Annotated in this window: 19 protein-coding genes; 18 read left to right on the top strand and 1 reads right to left on the bottom strand. The window is 43.0% G+C overall.

The annotated features are described in order from the left end of the window. The first annotated feature begins 2 nt into the window (after window positions 1-2). The 18 genes from mutL (at window position 3) to OCV61_RS05625 (ending at window position 21,252) form a co-directional block, all read left to right on the top strand. Window positions 3-2,012, top strand: coding sequence for a DNA mismatch repair endonuclease MutL (mutL, locus tag OCV61_RS05710; protein WP_158420988.1), 2,010 nt, complete (start codon window positions 3-5; stop codon window positions 2,010-2,012). Further along, window positions 2,012-2,956, top strand: a complete 945-nt coding sequence (miaA, locus tag OCV61_RS05705) for a tRNA (adenosine(37)-N6)-dimethylallyltransferase MiaA (protein ID WP_158420987.1) — start codon at window positions 2,012-2,014, stop codon at window positions 2,954-2,956. Before mutL ends, miaA begins: the two co-directional genes overlap by 1 nt. Beyond that, window positions 2,953-4,230, top strand: a complete 1,278-nt coding sequence (locus tag OCV61_RS05700; protein ID WP_158420986.1) for a methionine gamma-lyase family protein — start codon at window positions 2,953-2,955, stop codon at window positions 4,228-4,230. The genes miaA and OCV61_RS05700 overlap by 4 nt, the downstream gene beginning before the upstream one ends. A 72-nt stretch (window positions 4,231-4,302) precedes the next feature. Continuing rightward, a complete protein-coding gene (locus OCV61_RS05695) occupies window positions 4,303-5,520 on the top strand; it encodes a BaiN/RdsA family NAD(P)/FAD-dependent oxidoreductase (RefSeq protein WP_158420985.1) in 1,218 nt (405 codons plus the stop codon). Further along, window positions 5,517-7,127: an NAD(P)/FAD-dependent oxidoreductase gene (locus OCV61_RS05690; RefSeq protein ID WP_158420984.1), complete on the top strand. Its 1,611-nt coding sequence runs from the start codon at window positions 5,517-5,519 to the stop codon at window positions 7,125-7,127. Before OCV61_RS05695 ends, OCV61_RS05690 begins: the two co-directional genes overlap by 4 nt. 255 nt (window positions 7,128-7,382) lie before the next feature. After that, window positions 7,383-9,074, top strand: coding sequence for an amidohydrolase family protein (locus tag OCV61_RS05685; RefSeq protein WP_262582706.1), 1,692 nt, complete (start codon window positions 7,383-7,385; stop codon window positions 9,072-9,074). 155 nt (window positions 9,075-9,229) lie between these two features. Beyond that, window positions 9,230-9,970, top strand: a complete 741-nt coding sequence (gene radC, locus OCV61_RS05680; RefSeq protein WP_262582705.1) for a RadC family protein — start codon at window positions 9,230-9,232, stop codon at window positions 9,968-9,970. A 23-nt stretch (window positions 9,971-9,993) separates the two neighbouring features. Then, the gene (locus OCV61_RS05675) at window positions 9,994-11,007 is read left to right on the top strand and encodes a rod shape-determining protein (protein WP_158420982.1); all 1,014 of its coding nucleotides are present in this window, start codon (window positions 9,994-9,996) and stop codon (window positions 11,005-11,007) included. Between the two features lie 19 nt (window positions 11,008-11,026). Then, entirely contained in the window at window positions 11,027-11,917 is an 891-nt protein-coding gene (gene mreC, locus OCV61_RS05670) for a rod shape-determining protein MreC (RefSeq protein WP_158420981.1), read from the top strand. Then, complete coding sequence (gene mreD, locus OCV61_RS05665; RefSeq protein ID WP_158420980.1) at window positions 11,907-12,434, top strand: rod shape-determining protein MreD; 528 nt, start codon at window positions 11,907-11,909, stop codon at window positions 12,432-12,434. Before mreC ends, mreD begins: the two co-directional genes overlap by 11 nt. Next, window positions 12,419-15,325, top strand: coding sequence for a penicillin-binding transpeptidase domain-containing protein (locus OCV61_RS05660; protein ID WP_158420979.1), 2,907 nt, complete (start codon window positions 12,419-12,421; stop codon window positions 15,323-15,325). Before mreD ends, OCV61_RS05660 begins: the two co-directional genes overlap by 16 nt. 48 nt (window positions 15,326-15,373) lie before the next feature. Then, window positions 15,374-16,162: a septum site-determining protein MinD gene (gene minD, locus OCV61_RS05655; protein WP_158420978.1), complete on the top strand. Its 789-nt coding sequence runs from the start codon at window positions 15,374-15,376 to the stop codon at window positions 16,160-16,162. Between the two features lie 30 nt (window positions 16,163-16,192). Continuing rightward, window positions 16,193-16,432, top strand: a complete 240-nt coding sequence (gene minE / locus OCV61_RS05650) for a cell division topological specificity factor MinE (protein WP_158420977.1) — start codon at window positions 16,193-16,195, stop codon at window positions 16,430-16,432. 9 nt (window positions 16,433-16,441) lie between these two features. Then, window positions 16,442-17,602, top strand: a complete 1,161-nt coding sequence (locus OCV61_RS05645; protein ID WP_158420976.1) for an FtsW/RodA/SpoVE family cell cycle protein — start codon at window positions 16,442-16,444, stop codon at window positions 17,600-17,602. Continuing rightward, window positions 17,599-18,654, top strand: a complete 1,056-nt coding sequence (locus OCV61_RS05640; protein WP_262582704.1) for a D-alanyl-D-alanine carboxypeptidase family protein — start codon at window positions 17,599-17,601, stop codon at window positions 18,652-18,654. The genes OCV61_RS05645 and OCV61_RS05640 overlap by 4 nt, the downstream gene beginning before the upstream one ends. Before the next feature lie 213 nt (window positions 18,655-18,867). Then, window positions 18,868-19,368: an RNA polymerase sigma factor gene (locus OCV61_RS05635; RefSeq protein ID WP_158420975.1), complete on the top strand. Its 501-nt coding sequence runs from the start codon at window positions 18,868-18,870 to the stop codon at window positions 19,366-19,368. Continuing rightward, window positions 19,365-20,633, top strand: a complete 1,269-nt coding sequence (locus OCV61_RS05630; protein WP_158420974.1) for an anti sigma factor C-terminal domain-containing protein — start codon at window positions 19,365-19,367, stop codon at window positions 20,631-20,633. Before OCV61_RS05635 ends, OCV61_RS05630 begins: the two co-directional genes overlap by 4 nt. 199 nt (window positions 20,634-20,832) lie before the next feature. Next, window positions 20,833-21,252 (top strand): twitching motility protein PilT, encoded by a 420-nt coding sequence (locus OCV61_RS05625; RefSeq protein ID WP_158420973.1) that lies wholly within the window; start codon window positions 20,833-20,835, stop codon window positions 21,250-21,252. Between the two features lie 172 nt (window positions 21,253-21,424). Here OCV61_RS05625 and OCV61_RS05620 read toward each other — a convergent pair whose 3' ends face one another. After that, complete coding sequence (locus tag OCV61_RS05620) at window positions 21,425-22,570, bottom strand: tyrosine-type recombinase/integrase (RefSeq protein ID WP_262582703.1); 1,146 nt, start codon at window positions 22,568-22,570, stop codon at window positions 21,425-21,427. Window positions 22,571-22,623: the final 53 nt, after the last annotated feature.

Below are 22,623 nucleotides of genomic sequence, written 5' to 3'. Positions count from 1 at the left end.
TATTGAGAAAAATAGCAGTTTTAGATAAACATACCATAGATAAGATCGCAGCCGGAGAAGTGGTGGAGCGCCCTTCTTCCGTAGTAAAGGAGCTTGTAGAAAATGCCATTGATGCAGGTGCTACTGCTGTGACGGTTGAGATTGCAGACGGTGGGAAACGGCTGATCCGCATCACAGACAATGGAAGCGGCATGGAAGCAGATCAGGTTCCGGTTGCGTTTTTAAGTCATGCCACCAGCAAAATTGAAAAAGTAGAAGATCTGGAAAACATTGCCTCTCTCGGATTCCGTGGAGAGGCTCTTTCCAGTATTGCAGCAGTTTCTCAGGTGGAACTGATCACAAAAACTCCGTCTGCATTAAGCGGAGTCCGTTATGTGATCGAAGGAGGGGCAGAGCAATCTATGGAAGAAATGGGTGCTCCGGAAGGTACTACATTTCTTGTAAGAAATCTGTTTTATAATACCCCTGCCAGAAGCAAATTCCTGAAATCCGATGCAGCAGAAGGAAATTACATTTCTTCATTAATGGAGCAGCTGGCACTTTCCCACCCGGAGATCTCATTTAAGTATATTCAGAATAAACAGGTTAAGCTGCATACTTCTGGAAATTATAATGTTAAAGATGTGATCTATAATGTTTATGGACGGGATATTGCCCGGGCGCTTTTAGAGGTATCTTACGAAAATGATTTTCTGAAGATCCAGGGATATGTGGGAAAGCCTGAAATATCCAGAGGCACCCGTTCTTTTGAAAATTATTATATTAATGGCAGATATGTAAAAAATAATATTATTGCAAAAGCAATAGAAGATGCTTATAAAGGCTTTCTTATGCAGCACAAATTTCCATTTGTCTCTCTTCATATCCAGATGACAGGAAATGATCTGGATGTTAATGTTCATCCAAGGAAAATGGAAGTCCGTTTTGCAAGAGGACCTGAAGTATATGATTGCATTTATGAAGCAGTGAGAAATGTACTGACTCACAGGGAAATGATCCCAAAGGTCTCACCAGGTCCTGAGGAAACTGCTGCCAAAGCAAAAACAATCGTAGAACGAAAAGACATTCCTGAGCCCTTTGAAACAAAAAGGCTGACTCAGATGCAGCAAAATATACATCCGGTTGTTCAGAAGGATCGACTTTATGAAGAACTTCCGGTTTATAAAAGCAACACATTTACAAAGGCAGAAGAAGCTCTTTTCAGCGGAAATCTTCATAAAGAAGAATCATCTGCAAATACAACCGATCCTATTGACAAGCAGGAGCCGAAAATACAGGAATCCAAAACGCAAAAACTGAAAACGCAGGAAATATCTGATTCAGCCATAAATATTTCAGCCCACAAAACATTGGAGTCGGAAATCCTAAAGCAAGAGCAGGAGGCTCCTAAACAACTGGAGTTGTTTGAGGAAAAACTGTTGGCACCTGAATCCAGAAGTCGTCACCGGCTGATCGGCCAGCTGTTTGAAACCTATTGGCTGGTAGAATTTGATGATCGTTTTTTCATCATTGACCAGCACGCCGCCCATGAAAAAGTAAATTACGAACGTTTTGTAAAACAATTTAAAGAACAGGAAACACATTCCCAATATCTTAGCCCTCCGCTGATCGTAAGCCTTAGTCTGGAAGAGGAAGCAAGTCTTTTGGCAAACCGGGAGTTTTTTGAAAAAGCAGGATTTGAGATCGAGCCCTTTGGCGGCCGTGAATATAGTATCAGCGCAGTACCGGCAGACCTGTACGGATTTTCCGAGGAAGATCTTTTCCTGGAAATGCTAGATAACCTGGCAGGAGAAGGGGAAAAGGATGCATTGAATATTTTTGCAGCAAGGCTAGCTACTATGGCCTGCAAATCAGCAGTGAAAGGAAATAACAAACTGTCCTTCCAGGAGGCTGACCAGCTGATCGACCAGCTGCTGACTCTTAACAATCCTTATCATTGTCCTCATGGCCGGCCAACCATCATTTCCATGACAAAAACAGAGATAGAAAAGAAATTTAAGAGGATCATATAATGAAGCAGCCTTTACTGGTTTTAACCGGCCCTACTGCTGTAGGAAAAACAAAATTGTCCATCGCCCTTGCCAAGGCAATCGGCGGTGAGATCATTTCCGCAGATTCTATGCAGGTGTATCGGCATATGGATATCGGCTCTGCCAAAATCACTCCCAGCGAAATGGATGGTGTGCCCCATTACCTGGTAGATGTACTGGAACCGGATGAAGAATTTCATATTGTAAAATTTCAACAGATGGCAAAAGAAGCCGTGTCTCAGATTTATGCAAATGGACATATTCCTATTTTGGTAGGTGGAACCGGATTTTACATCCAGGCAGTTACAAGAGATATTGATTTTACCCAGGCACAGTGTGAATACGATTATCGCAAAGAACTGGAGCAGATGGTACAGGAAAAAGGCAGTCATTATCTGCACCAGATGCTGAAAGAAGTAGACCCTGTAAGCGCAGAAGAGATCCATGAAAATAACGTAAAACGGGTCATCCGGGCACTGGAATTTTATCATCAGAATAAAACTCCTATCTCCAGCCATAATCAGGAGCAAAAAGAGAGGAGCAGCCCGTACAATCTGGCGTATTTTGTATTGAATGCGCCAAGAGAGCTTTTGTATCAGCGGATTGATGCCCGCGTAGACGAAATGCTTGCAAACGGACTTGTAAAAGAAGTGGAAAACCTTCAGAAAATGGGCTGCCATAAGGGAATGGTTTCCATGCAGGGGCTTGGATATAAAGAAATCCTTGCATACCTTGAAGGTGAATATCCATTAGATGAAGCATTATGTATTCTGAAAAGAGATACAAGGCATTTTGCCAAAAGACAGTTGACCTGGTTCCGCAGAGAACAGGATGTGATCTGGGTCAACAAGGATCAATTTGCTTATAATGACCAGGAAATATTAAATTACATGCTTTCATGCTGTAAAGAAAGAGGAATATTATGAAAGAGCTTTATGAACAGCTGGGGATTTCTTCCAGAGTTTATGATTTTTGCCACGAAATAGAAGAAAGTTTAAAAGAACGTTTTATACAGTTTGATAAAACAGCAGAATATAACCAGATGAAAGTGCTTCTGGCCATGCAGAAAAATAAAGTAAGTGAAGAATGCTTTGGTTCTTCCTCAGGTTATGGTTATAACGATCATGGGCGGGATACACTGGAAAAGGTATATGCTGATACTTTTCATACAGAAGCAGCCCTTGTACGGCCACAGATCGCCTGTGGTACTCATGCTCTGGCAATTGCCCTTTTTGGAAATCTTCGGCCCGGAGATGAGCTTTTAGCCCCGGCCGGAAAACCATATGATACATTGGAGGAAGTGATCGGGATCCGTCCTTCCAAAGGCTCACTGAAGGAATACGGGGTATCTTACCGTCAGGTAGATCTTTTGCCGGATGGTACCTTTGATTATGAAAATATCCGTAAGTCTATTAACGAAAAAACAAAGCTTGTTGCGATCCAGCGCTCCAAAGGATATCAGACAAGACCTTCTTTTTCTGTAAAGCAGATCGGAGAACTGATCGCTTTTGTAAAATCCATAAAACCGGATGCAATCTGTATGGTAGACAACTGTTATGGTGAATTTGTAGATACCATTGAGCCAAGTGATGTAGGGGCAGATATGATGGTGGGTTCCCTGATCAAGAACCCAGGCGGCGGACTTGCGCCTATCGGCGGTTATATTGCAGGTACAAAGGAATGTGTGGAAAATGCTTCTTACCGTATGACATGTCCTGGCCTTGGCATGGAGGTAGGTGCTACCTTAGGAGTAAACCGGTCATTTTACCAGGGATTTTTCCTGGCACCGATGGTAACAAAAGGTGCATTAAAAGGTGCTGTGTTTGCTGCCAATATTTATGAACGGCTTGGTTTTCCGGTTGTTCCGGATTCCAAAGAACCCAGACAGGACATTATCCAGGCTGTTACTTTAGGAACACCGGAAGGTCTGATCGCTTTTTGCCAGGGGATCCAGGCTGCTGCACCGGTAGACAGCTATGTTTCCCCTGAACCATGGGATATGCCAGGCTATGACAGCCAGGTGATCATGGCAGCAGGTGCCTTTGTCCAGGGTTCTTCTATTGAGCTGTCTGCAGACGGTCCATTAAAACCGCCATATGCCGTATATTTCCAGGGAGGTCTTACCTGGGAGCATGCAAAGCTAGGAGTGATGATGTCTCTTCAGAAGCTTGTGGATGCAAAGCTTGTTTCTTTAAATTAAATTATTAATAATGCGATACCAGGATCAAAGTCATTTGCTCCTGGTATCTGTCAATAATAGCTGAGGAATATTATGTCAGATGTGATAATTGTAGGCGGCGGTGCTTCCGGTTTAATAGCCTCTGTGATGGCTGCCAGGGCCGGTGCCCGTGTTACAGTGCTGGAACAAAATGATAAGCCAGGAAAGAAACTTTCCGCTACAGGAAATGGAAAATGTAATCTTACAAACTTGAGCCAGAAGCCAGAGGATTACCGTGGCTCAGATCCGGAATTTTCATCTTTTGCCAGGAAAGCATTTTCTGTTTCTGATACTTTAGATTTCTTCACAGAGCTGGGTCTTTGCCCGGTAAATAAAAACAATTATATTTATCCTCGCAGCGGTCAGGCATCAAGTGTGACAGAACTTCTATGCATGGAAGCTGTCCGGCTGGGAGTGAAAATAAAAACAAATGAAAAGGCTACAGAACTGCATCAGAAAAAGGGCAAATGGACCGTTTTGACAAAAACCTGGCATTATGAAGCAGATGCGGTGATCCTTTCCGGAGGTTCCAGTGCATCAGCGATTGCCGGTTCTGACGGCAGCTGTTATCAGCTTGCAGCAGCACTTGGACATAAGATCATCAAGCCCCTGCCTGCACTTACAGCCTTCAAATGCAGCGGCAGCTATTTTTCCGGATGGGCAGGAGTGCGGACACAGGCAAATGTGACTCTTCTAATTGATGGAAGCCCCAGGCATAGGGCAGAAGGAGAAGTCCAGCTTACTGAATATGGCATTTCCGGGATCCCGGTTTTTCAGATCAGCCGATATGGGATCCGCAGCCTTTATAACAAGGAAAAAGTGTCACTTAGCATTGATTTTATGCCTGAAATCCACACTTCCGATCTGGATCGTTTCTGGGAAAATCGAAAAAAAAGGTGTCCACAAAAAAATGAAAGAGAACTTCTGATCGGCCTTTTTCCTGAAAAGCTTAACAAAGTAATCTGTAATTATTCAAAAAAACGTCATATAGAACTGCCCTGTTTATTAAAACGCTTTCCCTTGGAAGTGTGTGGATACCTGCCCTATGAACAGGCCCAGGTATGCTCCGGCGGTGTTGATACCAGTGAAATCGATCCACATACTATGGAGTCCAGGCTATGTCCCGGACTGTATTTTGCAGGGGAGCTGATGGATGTGGATGGCACCTGCGGCGGCTATAATCTTCAATGGGCCTGGTCCAGCGGTGCCTGTGCAGGACTTCACAGTGCAGGAGTAACAGGTAGTTCTTATAAGCAGGGAGAAAACATATGATCAGAATCAATCAGCTAAAGCTTCCCATCGGGCATACCACAGCAGCCCTGGAAAAGAAAATACAAAAAGCCTTGTATCTTCAAAATCAGCATTTTACCTATCAGATCAGAAGACAGTCTTTGGATGCAAGACATAAAGAAGACAAAAAATTTGTTTATACCATAGATGTAAAAACAGATAATGAAAACCGTATATTAAAAAAAGTTCACGATAAAAACATTACGTTAACCAACGAAAAGGCCTATTGTTTTCCTAAGCCTGGGCCAGCCCCATTACACTCCAGACCTGTCATAGTTGGAAGCGGTCCTGCAGGGCTGATGTGCGCCTGGTATCTTGCGAAAGCAGGTTTTGCACCTTTGCTGCTGGAACGGGGTGAGGAAGCATACCTGCGTCAGCAAAAGGTTGAAGCATTCTGGAAAAACGGCGTACTTGATCCTGACTCCAATGTTCAGTTTGGAGAAGGCGGTGCAGGTACTTTTTCTGATGGCAAACTAAATACCCTTGTAAAAGATACCTTTGGCCGTAACCAGGAGGTACTGAAGCGATTTGTGGAAGCAGGAGCAGGAGAGGAGATCCTTTACCAGCAAAAGCCTCATTTAGGCACAGACATGCTGGTTGGAATTGTAGAAAATCTCCGGAATCAGATCCAGGAAATGGGTGGAACCGTGCGGTTCAATGCAAAGGTAACGGATCTGATTTTTGAACAGGATAAGCTGCAGGCAGTAAAGGTCAATGATCAGGAAGTGATTCCTGCACAAATCTGTGTCCTTGCAATCGGCCACAGCGCCAGAGATACTTTTGGGATGCTTTATGAAAAAGAACTTTACATGGAATCCAAATCCTTTGCTGTAGGACTTCGGATCCAGCATCCCCAGTCTATGATCAATCAGGCTCTTTATGGGGAAGCCGAGAATCCTATACTTGGGCCTGCCAGCTATAAAGTGACCCATACCTGTGACAATCAAAGGGGCGTTTATTCTTTTTGTATGTGTCCAGGCGGATATGTGGTGAATGCCTCTTCAGAAGAGCAGATGCTGGCGGTAAATGGTATGAGTTATCAGGCCAGGGACAGTGAAAATGCCAACAGTGCTATTATCGTAACTGTTTCACCCGATGATTTTCCCGGAAATGATCCTATGGCAGGAATCCGGTTTCAGCGTGATCTGGAGCGTAAAGCCTGGGAAGCAGGGAAGGGAAAAGTGCCGGTACAGTTGTTTGAGGATTATCAGAAGCATCAGGAAAGCACCTCCTTTGGTCAGGTCAAGCCTTGCATCTGCGGTGCTTATACACTTACAGATGTACGAAAGATTCTTCCTGAAGAAATCGGAGATTCTATAGAAGAAGGGATTCTGGCATTTGGTAAAAGGCTGCCCGGATTTGACAGACCGGATGCTCTTTTGTGTGGAATAGAAAGCCGTACTTCATCCCCGGTAAGGATTGTCCGGGATAAGGAGTTGGAAGGAAGCAAAAAAGGAATTTATCCCTGCGGTGAAGGTGCAGGTTATGCAGGGGGGATCACTTCTGCTGCTATGGATGGACTGAAAGTAGCAGAGGCAATTGCACGGAAGTATTCTATTCCTTCCAGTGATGCTGATAAAAACTCTTGACACAAGTAATCAAGCCCGGAGATACACTTCTGATCCTGGGGGATGACAAACAAGGAATGGCAATTCCACCAAAAGAAATGTTTGCATCATATTTTGAACAGATATTCGGAAAATAACAGTAAATTCGGATATCTGTGTAAAGGAAGGAGAAACAGGTATGCCGAAGATATTTGGGATTCCGCTGATTGGCGTGATCCAGATGGTTTTAGGGGCTGTTATATTTCTTCTGATCCGCTGGCCATTCCGGGTGCACAGGTGATCCAGGGCAAGGGTAAGACCTTGATGCCAGGCCTTATTGACTGTCATGTGCATATTCAGGGGCTGAATAACCGTTGTGAAGCAGACAGTATGGCATTTCTTAAGGACGAAGTGCCCAGGATCTTCCAGGAAAAGGTATTTCCATACGGAATCACTACCATTAAAGATTTGTGTGCTCCCAGACATTTCATCTATCAGCTTCGTGAACAGCTTCGTTCCGGAAGGCTGGAAGGTCCGGAGCTGCTGATCGTAGGTCCTAACTTCACTGCTCCGGATGGACATCCTGCCAATACACTGGGAGGAGATAATCCTTGGATCCGTAAGGAAATGGCCATTGAAGTTACCACACCAGAGCAGGTGCATGAAGGAATCTTGGAACTAAAAAAGGCCAATGTGGATTTTCTGAAATTCACGTATCAGGGAGGCGATTACTGGTATTTTGATAAAAGGATCCCTATTGCCAAGATCAAGAAAGAGCTTATGGAGCAGATCATCCGTGAAGGCAAGGAAAACGGTCTGAAGACCACTGCCCATGTATTTTACAAAGAAGATGTACGACAGTTGCTGAAAGCAGGGATTTATGGCATTGAACATGGCGTTCTGGATGAGACTCTGGAACCGGATGATGACCTGATCCGCCTTTGGAAAGAAAGCGGTGCACATTTTGTACCTACTGTAAATGCTATGACCTATGAAAAAGATCCAGCACGTTTGACAAACAGCCTTCATAATCTGAAAGTACTTTATGACGCAGGAATCCCTATCGCCATGGGTACTGACAATATGCTGGAAATGATGGGCGGCGATGTGGAGCATAAGGAGCTTGCCTATTATGTGGAAGCAGGTTTAACCCCTATGGAAGCCATCACACTTGCAACTGGCAATGCAGCCCGGCATCTGGGGATTGAAGACCGGAAAGGTTTTGTTAAAGAAGGCATGGAAGCAGATCTGATCCTTCTTGACCAGGATCCATCCCAGGATATTTCCAATATCCAATTTATCCATCAGGTTTTCTGCAAAGGAAAGATCGTATATTCCCAGAATGTGATCCAAAGCTATGATATCCCTGAATTTCATTATCCAACATCTGTGAACCAGATCCGATTGAAAAGCACAGATGGAAAGGAAGAGAAGGTTCTGGATGTTTCCGGGTATAATTCCTCTGGAAAGATCGTACAGAGGATTACCAGGGAGGGTATTCTTTGGTCTGAAGAGATCTGTCAGGCAGACAGGAACCTTTCTCTTATTTCCTGGGAATATACACGTTCTTCTGATCATACCTTCTTAAAAGCAGTCAAAGAGAGCAGTTTTATTCATATGACAGGCACTTTTAAAGGCAAAGAGCAGGACAAACGATTCCGTATCGAAGACGGCCTGTGGTATCAGATGATGGAAATGGCTCTTCCTGCATTTCTTAAATCCAGTGAAAATGAAATCCTGCTGTATTCTATCGGTACAGGCAACAATCGGGGAGCCATGAGCCTTGGTGAATTTGCAGCCAAAAAGCTGGGTATAGAGCAGATCATAGTGAATGGAAGTGCCTATTCCTGTTATAAGGTAAGCCTTGTTCTTACCATGTTTTCATGGGCATGGACCGGGCTGTACTGGTATGATACACAAACAGGACAGTTGATCCAGAGTGGAGAAAAGAAAGGAAAAACTGAAAAGATTTTATACAGGATCTGTTAAGAGCAAGCCTGCAGGTATGGCATATCTGCAGGCTTGTGTATTCATTATAAGCTTCCATACTCTTTATAAAAAAGAAATTAAATTTTTTCAGAGAGTGTACATCCCCCTGTTTTTATGCTAAAATGGGTTTCGTATTCCAGAAGCTAAGGAATCATATGAAAAAATCAGATCAAATCCACACATTACCGGCACAGGGCAGACCTTACAGGATGATGGATCTGCCGCCCTCTCAGCGCCCATATGAGAAGTGCCTGAAGGATGGCCCTGGGATTCTAAGCGACAGTGAGCTGCTGGCAGTGATTCTGCGCAGCGGCACTAAAGACGCAAGTTCGCTTACGCTTGCACACGAAATACTGAATCATACAGAGAAGACTTCATTTCCCGGACTACTTGGGATCCTGCATATGTCCCTTCCGGAACTGATGAAAATAAACGGCATTGGCAAGGTAAAAGCCATCCAGCTGAAATGTATCGGGGAATTATCCAAGCGGATGGCACGGGAGGCAGCAAGACCACAGCTCTCACTGAATAGCCCGGATACAATTGCAAAGTATTATATGGAGCAGCTCAGACACGAAGAACAGGAGCTGCTTCTGTGCATGATGTTTGATACGCGCAGCCATCTTCTGGGAGAGGAGATTTTATCCAAGGGTACAGTGAACAGCACTTTGATCACCCCCAGGGAGGTATATCTTGCTGCCCTTAAATATCATGCCACCTGTATTGTGCTTGTACATAACCACCCAAGTGGGGTAACAGAGCCAAGTGCAGGAGATATACAGACAACACAGCGTATTCTCCGTGCCGGGGAAATGCTTGGTATTACTCTGCTGGATCATATTATTATCGGGGATCATACATACACCAGCCTTAGAGAAAATGGAATGATGGAATAGTTTTGTGATAAAGGGGCAGATGCATGCTTTTTGAAAAAACATACGGAATAGACCTTGGCAGCAGTTCTGTAAAGGTATATTCTCTGATCAGAAATAAAAGTTATTTAGAGAAAAATATGATCGCATCCAAAGGACGCAGGATCATTGCTGTTGGTAATGAAGCATATGAGATGTTTGAGAAAGCACCTGTGGGTATTTCCGTAACTTCCCCTATGTCTTTTGGTATGATTGCCAACCTGGAATTGCAGGAGATCGTATTATATAGTATGATGCGCAGGATCGATAAGATCCTTGGGATTGGATCAGTAATGTATTTTGCCGTTCCGCTGGATATGACGGCCATTGAAAAAAGAGCCTATTACCAGGTAGCAAACGGGCATTGGCTTCGTAAAAACCGGGTTTATATGGTAGAAAGCCCCATTGCAGACGCTATTGCCATGGGGGTTGATATTGAGAAGAATGAGGGCAGTATGATCGTAAACATTGGTGCCCAGACGACCCGTTTTTCTATTATTACCGGGGGCAAGATCATTATCAGCCGTAAGATCCCAATTGGAGGCAGGCAGATGAATGAAGCTATTTGCAGTGAAGTGCGCAAGCGGTATAACCTTCAGATCGGTACACGTACAGGCAAGCGTCTGAAGATTGTTATGGGACGTCTTTCGGATCAACGTAAAGAAGCCAGGAAAGTAGTTGGGATCGACAGTGTTTCCGGGCTTCCAAGGGAAGAGATCATCTCTGCCTATGTGGTAAATGACGGGATCATGAACTGTGTGAACGAGATAGCTGCTGAAATGAAAACATTTCTTGAGCGTACTCCGCCCCAGATTACTTATCATGTGGCAAAAGAGGGTATTTACCTTACAGGCGGCAGCACCAGGGTTCCATACATAGACCAGTATCTTGCCAGCTATACCGGATTTGCTTTCAATCTGTCACCTCTGTATGAGAATTCAGCAGTGACAGGTCTTGAAAAAATCATGAAGAACAGAGAACTTCGTAAATGGGCACAGCCCATTAAACAGAGAAAATTGTAATTTAGGGGATATATAGTAAATGAAAAACCTGAAAAGGAAAATCCATTTTCGGATCAATCTGAAAAGTAAACATCTGCTTGCAGTTATGACCTTGTTTTGCGTAAGCTGCATTGTAGCCACATTTGCATCCGGTGCTGCCACAGCTCCTTTACAGGAAGCAGCAGGACTTGTGGTGGTTCCCTTTGAGAAAAGCATTAACAGGATCGGGCAGCTTTTGTCTGTCACAAGACAAAGCCTGAAGGACAAGCAGGATCTGATCAGTGCAAATGAAGAGCTTCAAAGCCAGATCGATAACCTGACTCAGCAGAACAACAAGCTGATCCAGGATCAGGGAGAACTTCTCCGTTTGCGGGAATTGTATAAGCTTGATGCAGAATATGCAGATTATCCCAAGGTTGCTGCCAGGATCATTTCCAAGGATCCTGGGAACTGGTACGATACGTTTATGATCAATAAAGGCTCCAATGACGGGATCCGTGTAGATAATAATGTGATCGCAGGAAAGGGGCTGGTTGGGATCGTAACAGAAGTGGGCCCCGGATGGGCTACGGTACGTTCTATCATTGATGACAGCAGCAGTGTAAGTGCCATGACTGTCAGCACATCTGATAATTGTGTTATTACCGGTGACCTGGAGCTGATCGATGAAGGTAAGCTTCGTTTTGAACAGCTTTACGATCAGGAAAATAAAGTTACTGCCGGAGAGCGGATCGTTACCTCTAACATCAGTGAGAAATACGTTGAAGGTCTTTTTATTGGCTATGTAAATGATGTGGAGCAGGACAGCAACAATCTGACAAAGACAGGCACGATTGTTACACCTGTAGATTTCCAGCATCTTAAGGATGTTTTTGTGATCACAGTAAACAAACAGGATTCCATACAGCAGGAGGCTTCCAGTGAAGAGTAAGATTGTATGGTTTATTACCATCATTATATGCTTTTTATTGCAGTGTACCATTCTGAATCTGATATCCATTGGATCCATTACCCCTAATCTGATGCTGATCCTTACCGTTTCCATGGGACTTATGCGTGGACGGAAAATGGGCTTGTGGACCGGATTTTTCTCCGGACTGCTGGTGGATCTTTTTTATGGATCCTTATTCGGGTTTTATGCACTGATCTATATGTATATTGGTTTTTTCAGCGGGTATGCCCACAGAATCTATTATGATGATGATATTAAGGTACCTATGGTGCTGGCTGCTGTGGGAGATATTCTTTATAATTTTGCTGTTTATGGCCTGCAATTCCTTCTTAGGGGCAGGCTGGGACTTCATACCTATCTGTTCCGGATCATTTTGCCGGAAGCAGCCTATACCGTATTTTTGACCCTGATCGTATACAGGGTATTCCGTTTTATCAATTATCGATTTATGGATATTGCAAGGAAAGAAAGTGAGTCAATGTGGGTAATAAAATAAAACGATTTTTCAAAAAAATAAGCATAAAAAGAACAACCGTATTGGCCCTGGTATTTATTTTTATGGGCTGCATCCTGGTCCGCAGGCTTTTTGACCTGCAGATCATTCAGGGAGAAGATTATATCAATAAGTTTCAGACAAGAACCACCAAAAACCGTGTTTTAAAAAGTACTCGTGGCAATATATTGGACAGAAACGGGGAGATCATCGCTTCCAATGTCCTGTCTTATTCCCTTACTTTTGAGGATAATGGCACATATAATACCACCAGGGAAAAGAACCTTACCCTGAACGGCATCGCCTATCAGGTACTGAAAATCCTTAAGAAAAACGGAGACAGTCTGTCCAGCAGTTTCCATATCTATATAGATGAGAATGGACAATATGCCTTTGATGTAGATGAAGGCTTTACTTTAAACCGTTTTAAAGCAGATATTTATGGTCATCCGCTGATCGATGACCTTACAGAAGAAGAAAAAAATGCCACAGCAGCAGATATGGTGGCATTTCTTGGTGGGGCTAAAAGTGGAGGATTCTCCATTGTTCTTGAAGGAGACAATGCCTATACAGAAGAAGAGTTATCTTCCCATGGGCTGCCTTCCCAGCTGACAAAAGAGGAGATCCTTGAGATTGCCATTATCCGTTATGAACTGAATACAAACAGCTATAAGAAATATATGCCGGTTACCATTGCAACAAATGTAAGTGAAGAATCGGTAGCCGCTATCATGGAAAACAAAACTTCCTTTCAGGGAATCGAAGTAGTGGATGACTCCATACGTAAATATGTTGACGAAGAAAGCATGGGACCTATCCTTGGTTATACAGGAAAGGCATCTGCTGAAGAGCTGGAATCACTCCGCAAACAGAATCCGGATTATTCCAGTGATACTATTATAGGAAAGGCCGGTCTGGAACAGTATATGGAGCTGACTTTGCAGGGTACAGATGGCCATGAGACCGTTTCGGTTGATAATCTTGGAAAAGTATTGAAGATTGATGAGAATACAAGGGTGGCTCCGATTGCAGGAAATGATGTACAGATCACCATAGACACAGACTGGCAGTCCGGTATTTATGAGATCTTAAAGCAAAGGGTGGCAGGTATTCTTCTTTCCAAGATTGAAGCATCCAAGACCTTTGACTTTGAAGGGATCAAAAACGCCAGCCAGATACGGATCCCTATTTATGATGTTTACAATGCGCTGGTGGAAAACAGTGTGATCGATATTAATAAATTTCAGAACGAAAACGCCTCTGATATAGAAAAAAACTTATATGCCAAATTTCAACAAAAGCAGCAGCAGGTTTTTGATATAATAGACAGCAGGCTTACAGGAGACAATCCACCAGCTTACAAGGATGAAGATGTTCAGATACAGGCATACCTTTCCTATATCTGTAATGACATGCTGCGTGATACCTTAAAGATCATCAAAAGTGATGCTGTAAACACATCTGATGACACTTACAAAGCCTGGGTAACGGATGAAAGTATCAGTCTGAAGGATTATCTTACTTATGCTACCAGTCAGAACTGGATCGATATTTCCAAGATTTCCCCGGAAGGAGAGTACCTGGATTCAGCAGAAGTATACCGCAGTCTTACCGATTATATTATTGATTATCTGAAAACAGACACCGGATTTTCAAAGCTGCTGTATAAGTACATGCTTCAGGAAGATACCATTTCCGGTCAGGAGCTTTGCCTGGTGCTTTATGAGCAGGGGATCCTGTCCAAGGATGACGGTATGTACGAAAGTCTTGCTTCCGGATCTATGGGTGCATATGATTTTATGGTCAGCAAGATTTCCACTTTGGAGATCGAGCCTGCACAGCTGGCCCTTGAACCATGTTCTGCATCTGCAGTACTGGTAGATGTACACACAGGGAAGGTTCTTGCCTGCGTTACTTATCCAGGATATGACAATAACCGTCTTACAAATAACATGGATACGGATTACTACACCAAGCTTGCACTGGATGAGTCCAGCCCATTCTTTAACAAGGCAACCCAACAGACTACTGCGCCTGGTTCTACCTTTAAGCTGGTTTCCACCATTGCAGGCATGATGGAAGGTGTGATCGATGACAGCACTTATTTTGACTGTACTGGATCTTTTGATTATGTTACACCGCCCATCAACTGCTGGAATACTTATGGACATGGTGCACTGGATATCCGCAGTGCCATTGAGCAGTCCTGTAACTATTATTTCAGTATGATCGGATTCCAGCTTGGTAAGGTTGGTGATAACCAGTTTTCTGAGAATCAGAGTCTGTCAAAGCTGAAGGAATACGCTTCCTTGTTAGGACTGGATCAGAAGAGTGGGATTGAGCTTTCAGAAGCAACACCGCAGGTATCCAACCAATATGCAGTTCCGTCTTATATCGGACAGGGTACGAACCTTTATACTACAGTAGGCCTTGCCAGATATGCGGCAGCTCTTGCCAATTCAGGAACTGTATTCCAGCTGTCTCTTCTTGACAATGTAAAGGATGCGTCCGGCCAGACTCTGCAGACTTATGATCCGGTTGTCCTTAACAACCTTACAGAGATCCCACAGAATGTGTGGGACGATATCCATGACGGTATGTACAGGGTAGTACAGACCCACAATCAGTTTAATGGACTGGGCATGGCTGTATCCGGAAAGACAGGAACAGCTGAGGTGGATTATTACCATCCCAATCATGGCCTTTTTATTGGCTATGCACCGTCCACAGATCCTAAGTATGCTATATCCGTGCGTATTGCAAACGGATATACCTCTGGTAATGCATGTTTGATTGCTAATGATATTTTTAAATACATTTTTGAACTTGCTGATAAAGAATCCATTATCACAGGTATGGCTTCCAGCGATACAAGTGATGTTTCAAATGACTAAAGAGACCACCAGAAAGTTGGAACAATTTGTTTAGGAGGATTCATTGAAATGAGTGAAGTTATTGTGATCACTTCCGGTAAAGGAGGTGTAGGCAAGACGACCACAGTTGCAAATATCGGTACCGGTCTTGCCATGCTAGGCAAAAAGGTAGCAGTGGTAGACACAGATATAGGCCTTCGGAATCTGGATGTGGTTCTGGGTCTTGAGAACCGGATCGTATATAATCTTGTAGATGTGGTGAATGGCAGCTGCCGTCTGCGACAGGCCTTGATCCGGGACAAGCGTCACCCGGAGCTGTATCTTCTTCCTTCTGCTCAGACAAAGGATAAGACAGCCGTTTCACCGGAGCAGATGATCAAGCTGACCCAGGAATTACGGGAAGAATTTGATTATGTTCTTCTTGATTGTCCGGCAGGTATTGAGCAGGGATTCAAAAACGCCATTGCAGGTGCAGACAAGGCTATTGTGGTTACTACTCCTGAGGTTTCTGCTATCCGTGATGCAGACCGGATCATCGGTCTTCTTGAAGCTGGCGATATCCGTGATATTCGGCTGATCATTAACCGCCTGCGTCCTGATATGATCGCCAGGGGCGATATGATGTCTGTGGATGATGTTCTTGAGATCCTGGCTGTAGATCTTCTGGGTACGATCCTGGATGACGAGCAGATCGTAGTGGCTACCAATCAGGGAGAGCCTTTGTCAGGTAAAAATTCCCAGGCAGAGGAAGAATACCAGAATATCTGCAAACGTATTCTTGGGGAAGATATTCCTTTTGTTACCATTCGTCAGAAAAAGGGCATGTTCAGCAGACTTGGCAGTATATTCAAAAAATAATAACAGGCATATATGAGGAGGATCTCTTACATGAAATCCATTTTGCGTGAAAAACGGCGTTCAGCCGGGTATGCCAGAGATCGTATGAAGCTTCTTCTGATCTCTGAACGTATTGAATGCTCTCCGCAAATGATAAAAATGCTTCGCAGTGATCTGATACATACAGTAAAAAAATACGTAGTGGTAGAAGAAGATCAGGTCAGGGTCAAGATTTCCAAAGATCCGGCTGTGATCATGGCATATATTCCTGTACTTACGAAAAAGGACTGATAATAACATATGATTAAACAATATAAACTTCGCTTTTATAATTTCAGACTTGTACTGCTCCTGATTGCCATCAGTTCCATAGGAGTTGTACTTGTGACCAGTGCCAGGGCAGATTTGAGAAACAAGCAGCTGGTTGGTCTGATTCTTGGATTGGTTGTTATGGTGGTTCTGTCCCTCATGGATTATTCCTGGATCCTTAATTTCCAGTGGATCATGTATGGGGTTAATATTGTTATGCTTTTAGGAGTCCGGCTGTTCGGATCCAATGCAGGTGGTGCTACCAGATGGCTTCAGATCGGCGGATTCCGGTTCCAGCCCACTGAGCTTTCCAAGATTATTATTATTTTGTTCTTTGCGAAGTTTTTTATGGATCATGAAGAAGATCTGAATACATTAAAAGTTCTTGCAGAAGCAGCTGTCCTTCTTGCTATCCCGTTAGTGCTGATCTATGCACAGCCGGATATGAAGAATACCATTATGGTTACTTTGGTTTTCTGCATTCTTTTATATATGGCCGGGCTACGGTACCGGATCATAGGAGGGGCAATTCTGATCGCAATACCTTTGATTATTATTTTTCTTTCCATCGTTGTGCAGCCGGATCAGAAGCTGATCCAGGATTATCAGAGAAAGCGAATTATGTCCTTCCTGTATCCTGAAAATGAAGAATACTCCGAAAATATTGAACAGCAGAATAATTCAAAAACAGCCATTGCTTCAGGAGAGCTTGTAGGGAAAAAGCTTACAGGTGATGACAGCACATCCTCTGTAAATGAGGGGAACTTTGTTGCAGAGAACCAGACTGACTTTATTTTTGCAGTAGCAGGAGAGGAGTATGGTTTTATCGGCTGTACAGTGGTCGTATGTCTGTTAATGGCCATTGCGCTGGAATGTATCAGGATGAGCCTTCGAGCAAAGGATATGGCAGGCAGGATCCTTTGCTGCGGTATTGGCAGTATTGTGGCCTTGCAAAGCTTTCTGAATATCTGTGTAGCCACAGGACTTGCTCCCAATACAGGTACGCCTCTTCCCTTTGTAAGCTATGGCCTGACTTCACTGATCAGTCTTTATATCGGAATGGGAATTGTTCTGAATGTAGGTCTTCAGAGCAGTGCATACAATAAAGAAATCCAAAGAAAAGAAATATATGAGAAAGAGGAATACTTATGACATCAGCTAAACCAAGAAGAACGGTAAATAACAAAGCAGCCAGATTAAAAAAAATGCGCCGCAGGCGGATCCGTCATACCATTCTTCTGGTTTTATTATTGATCGCAGTTGTTGGAGGCGGAGTTTTTGCTATTTATACTTTACGTGGCGGTTCTTTAAGTACACCGGTAATCCCTTTTCAAGCGTCCAATGAATTTAGTTCTTCTGTCACAGCCAGAGATTCCCTGAAAGGGAACGGTTTTGCCAAGGATCTGGTAGTTTCAGCTCAGGATACACCTCTTGACGGAGTGGCATTGGAAACTGACCAGAAGGGGCTTTTATTCGATCTTGCAAACAATAAAGTACTATTTGCAAAGGGTGCATATGAAAGAGTTTATCCTGCCAGTATTACTAAGATCATGACTGCCATGCTTGCCTTGAAATACGGCAATATGGACGAAACGGTTACCATTACCCAGGAAAATGTTACATTGGAGGATGGTTCCCAGGTCTGTGGGTTTGGCGCAGGAGATAAGGTTACTATGGGACAGCTGGTACGGTGTCTTCTGGTATATTCCGGTAATGACGCTGCGTCAGCCATAGCAGAACATATTGGAGGCACAACCGATAATTTTGTTGATATGATGAACAGCTATGCTGCACAGCTGGGCTGTACAGGAACCCATTTTTCCAACCCTCATGGTCTTCAGGACGAGAACCATTATACAACTCCCTATGATATTTACCTGATGCTGAAGGAGGCAATGAATTATCCTTCCTTTACAGAGATCACGCAGCTTCCTTCCTATACAGTAGAATATACAAAAGCGGATGGCTCCACTATGAGTACTGTGCTTGAAGCTACAGACCATTATCTTACAGGGGAAGCTGCAACACCTAAGGATGTAAAGATCCTTGGTGGAAAAACAGGAACTACCAGCCTGGCAGGCAACTGTCTGGCTCTTCTTTGCCAGAATGCCTACGGACAGCCATTTGTATCCATTGTGATGGGCGCTTCTTCCAAGGAACTGCTTTACCAGGAAATGTCTTCTCTTTTACAGCATATTAACTAAACAGGTACGTTGCCCACAGGCGGTATCACCACATATGAAACCTTCAAATCTTATAAAGGTACAGAAAGTCACCTTATGCCAGGCATGATGCATTGCATGAGGTGGCTTTTTCAGACCACAAAATAATTTCTTATAATCTGTAACATTTTACAGACTGGATTGTTATATAAGTAGAATACAAACAATAAAGAAAGCACTGCAGGCAGGTAAAGCATGGATAAAAAGATATTGGAAGAAACATATCAAAAATTTCAGAAAGAATTATATCTGTACCTGTTTTCCTTATGCCAGAACAGACAGCTGACAGAAGATCTCCTTCAGGAAACCTTTCTGAAAGCCTTATTGTCCCTTTCGGACAGTCATGGAAATATACGGGCGTGGCTGTACGCAGTGGCAAGAAATCTGTTTTACAATCATCAGAAAAAGGCAAAAAAGGAGGTACTGTCTGAAGATATTTCAGATGCCCAGCTTACAGAAGATATTTTAGATCAGATCCTTCAGGAGGAAAAATTAAAAAATCTCTATGATGGGATCCGAAAGCTGGAAAACCGGAAACAGGAAGTATTACAGCTGCAGTATTTTGCACACCTTTCCCAGAAGGAAATTGCTGCAGTGCTGCACCTGACTCCGGAGCATGTGCGTATCCTGGCATACAGGGCCAGAAAGGAACTTAAAGCATTAATTGATAAAGAATACCAGGAGGAAAGAAAATGACGTATAAGGAGCTTTTAAGGCTATATAAAGAGGGCAAATTAAATGAGCAACAAAGACAGCAAATAGAGCAGGATATTCAGCGGCAGGATGCCATCAATGAATATCTTTATGAAGAAGGGGATATTCCTGGTCTGGAAGACACTGTTTTTCCGGCAGCTGAGTCTGGAACTGAACCCTGTTCTGAAAGAACAACAGATGAATCTGAAAGTGACTTTCAGAAAAAACTTACCTCCCAGATCCAGAGAACTATCCGGAAAGCATTCATTAAACTGGGGGTGATCACTGGGGGGCTGGTTCTGGTAATCATCCTATGTGCTGTTTTTATCCTTCCCCAGGTGGTATCCCTGTTTTATTACAATCCAAACAGATCTGCTGGCACAAGCAGTGAAACCGGCATATCCACTACACAGATGAGTCTGGATCTGTCTGTTTATTCAGAACTTTTCCTGCCAGGAGGACACAGGGATTATGTAAGCGCAATGCCACTTGGTTATGGATCCTATGATATCCAGATTCCTCAGACATTTTCAAGAAATGGCAGATTTACCTCTGCAGGCGGTAAACTGGTCCGTGGAAAGCTGACACTGTATGACAGTAATGTGCTTGCACAGCCTTTGCTTCAGTTCTATATTCCAGGAGATACAAGTAACCGGGTGATTTATACAAAGGATGAACAGGGCAATGTAACAGAAGAGGATAGTATGAAAGACGATATTGCCGCTTCCAAAGAGCAGATTGCAGGTTACAACGATACGGACTGGTATCTGGCCTATGTTTCTCTGTTAGAGATCACAGATTATGGCACATTTATCAGTTGGATCAATACTTTGGATCAGCAGGGAAGCCTGAATGCAGGAGATCTGTGGTGTGCTGTTTACGCCCAGAATCAGGATGGACATTCTATTTCTTATCCACCGGTTGGATTTTCCCCGGAGCCATCCGGTTCCTCAATGAATTGGGACAGAGAAAAGTATCCTTATCTTTCCCTGTTAGATGATGAGAAGGAAGAATATACAGATATATCAGACGAAGCTACAATGAAAACCCATTTCCAGAGTATGCTGTCCTATATGTGTGAACATGATGATATTCTGAAAATGCTTGGTCATTCAGACTGGGCTGATGATTTTTCACAGATAAATACCTGGATAGACGAGAATGGGCTGAAAACTTATGGTTTTGCAATCTGTGCTACGAAAAATATCCTTCAACAGCTGTATGATGACAGCCATGTAAGTTATATCCAGTCTGCACCTCTTTCATAAGTATATCTCCGGATTTTGCCATATACATGATACAAAACCTCGAGTGATATTACCTGTGAAAAGAATTACGAAACATGTAAAAAATATACAATTTTTATTAAAAAGGGCTTGCTATTTTTGATAATATACACTATAATTGAAACATCTTAAATAAGATTTTTAGCAAAAATTATTATATGTGTCTAAGGAGGAAAACAGCATGGTTGAACTGATTGTAGGAAAGAAAGGCAAGGGCAAAACAAAAGTACTTTTAGACAGAGTAAATGGCGCCGTTAAAGACGCTAATGGCAGCATCGTCTACTTAGACAAAAGCACTAAGCATATGTATGAACTGAACAATAAGGTTCGTCTTATTAATGTGACAACTTATCCTATCAAAAATGCAGATGAATTTGTAGGATTTATCTGTGGGATTATTTCTCAGGATCATGACCTTGAGCAGATCTATCTTGACAGCTTCCTCAGAATTGCAAATCTTGAAGGTGCAGATGTTACAAGCACACTTCAGCAGCTGGATGATATCGGTAATGCCTTTAAAGTATCTATTATCATCAGCATATCCCTTGACAAAGAAGAAATTCCTGAAGCATTCCAGGACAAGATTGCAGTTGCTTTATAATGATTTGCAAAGCTATACATATAATTAATTAAGTATAAAATACAAAATGCTAAATTAAACCGCTGCAGGTTTGGGACTCACATTCAAGAGTGATCCAGATTCTGCAGCGGTTTTTATATTGCCATAAATATAGGTACAGCTTCATATGTTAGTTGTAAAATAATGCAGTAGTTTACACATCAGCATCTCTGTCTTTTTTCAGCTGCACAATATTGGCAGCACGCCGTTTATTCTCGTTGTTCATCTGGGCATAGTGTTTCTTGGTGGTATTTACGTCCTTATGGCCAAGAACCTCTGCCACTAGGTAAATATCACCTGTTTCCCTGTAAAGCGCCGTACCGTAGGTGCTGCGCAGCTTGTGAGGGGTGATCCTTTTGTTGGTATTGATCATAGTGCAATATTTCTTCACCATAACCTCAATACTGCGTACAGCCATCCGGTTCCCACGAAGGGAAAGGAAGAGTGCCGGCTCATCCGGATTATCTTCTTTCAGAAGCAGGGATCTGGGTGCCTGAGCCAGATTTGCAGAGTTTTCATTATCAGATCCTGCTGTATCTGTATTGGAATCAACATCATATGATCCATCCGGATAGCCAAGATAATAGGAGAGTGCGTCCCGGATATCATCTCCAAAGTAAATATAAGCCTCATTTCCACCTTTCCGGATCACACGGAATGTCTGATTATTAAAGTCCACATCTGTAACGTCAAGACCAGCAAGCTCGGAGACACGCATACCTGTACCAAGAAATGCGGTAAGGATAGCACGGTCACGGTCTACGGTCAGATTATGGAATTTCTTTTGCCTGTCAGTCATGTTTTTAGGGGTTTCCACAGCATCCATCAAATCGAAAACCTGTTCCTGATCAAGGGTAATGATTGCCTTTTCATGCAGTTTGGGACGTCTGACTGCATTTAAAGGATTGTTTTTTACGATCTGACGTTTATTAAAAAAGCTGTACATATTACTTAATGCAGACAGCTTTCTGGCTTTTGCAGATTCACCATTTTTGTATACAATTCCATCAAATTCATAATAATTCAGAAATTCCATATACTCATCAATATCAGAGGAATTCAGTTCTTCAAGAACCTGCAGAGGAATGTCTTTGATTTGGCAGGACTGGTATAAGGGATTACAGGAAACAATAAACTGTAAAAACGTATAAATGTCCCTGCAATAACCGGTTTGAGTCCTTGGTGATGTGGATGTGGCAATCCCGCGTAAATAATCACTGCAAAACGGAGGCATCTTTTTCAGAAGCCCCCGTAAAGTGAGTATATTATTTATTTTTACGGATTCTGTATATTCATTCATAAAAAACACCTCAGTTACACATATATACATACGCTGAAAAACTGGATATCCGG

The sequence above is a fragment of the Blautia ammoniilytica genome (assembly GCF_025566965.1).
Classification (GTDB): Bacteria; Bacillota; Clostridia; order Lachnospirales; family Lachnospiraceae; genus Blautia_A; species Blautia_A ammoniilytica.
This window is presented reverse-complemented; position numbering and strand designations above follow the sequence as displayed.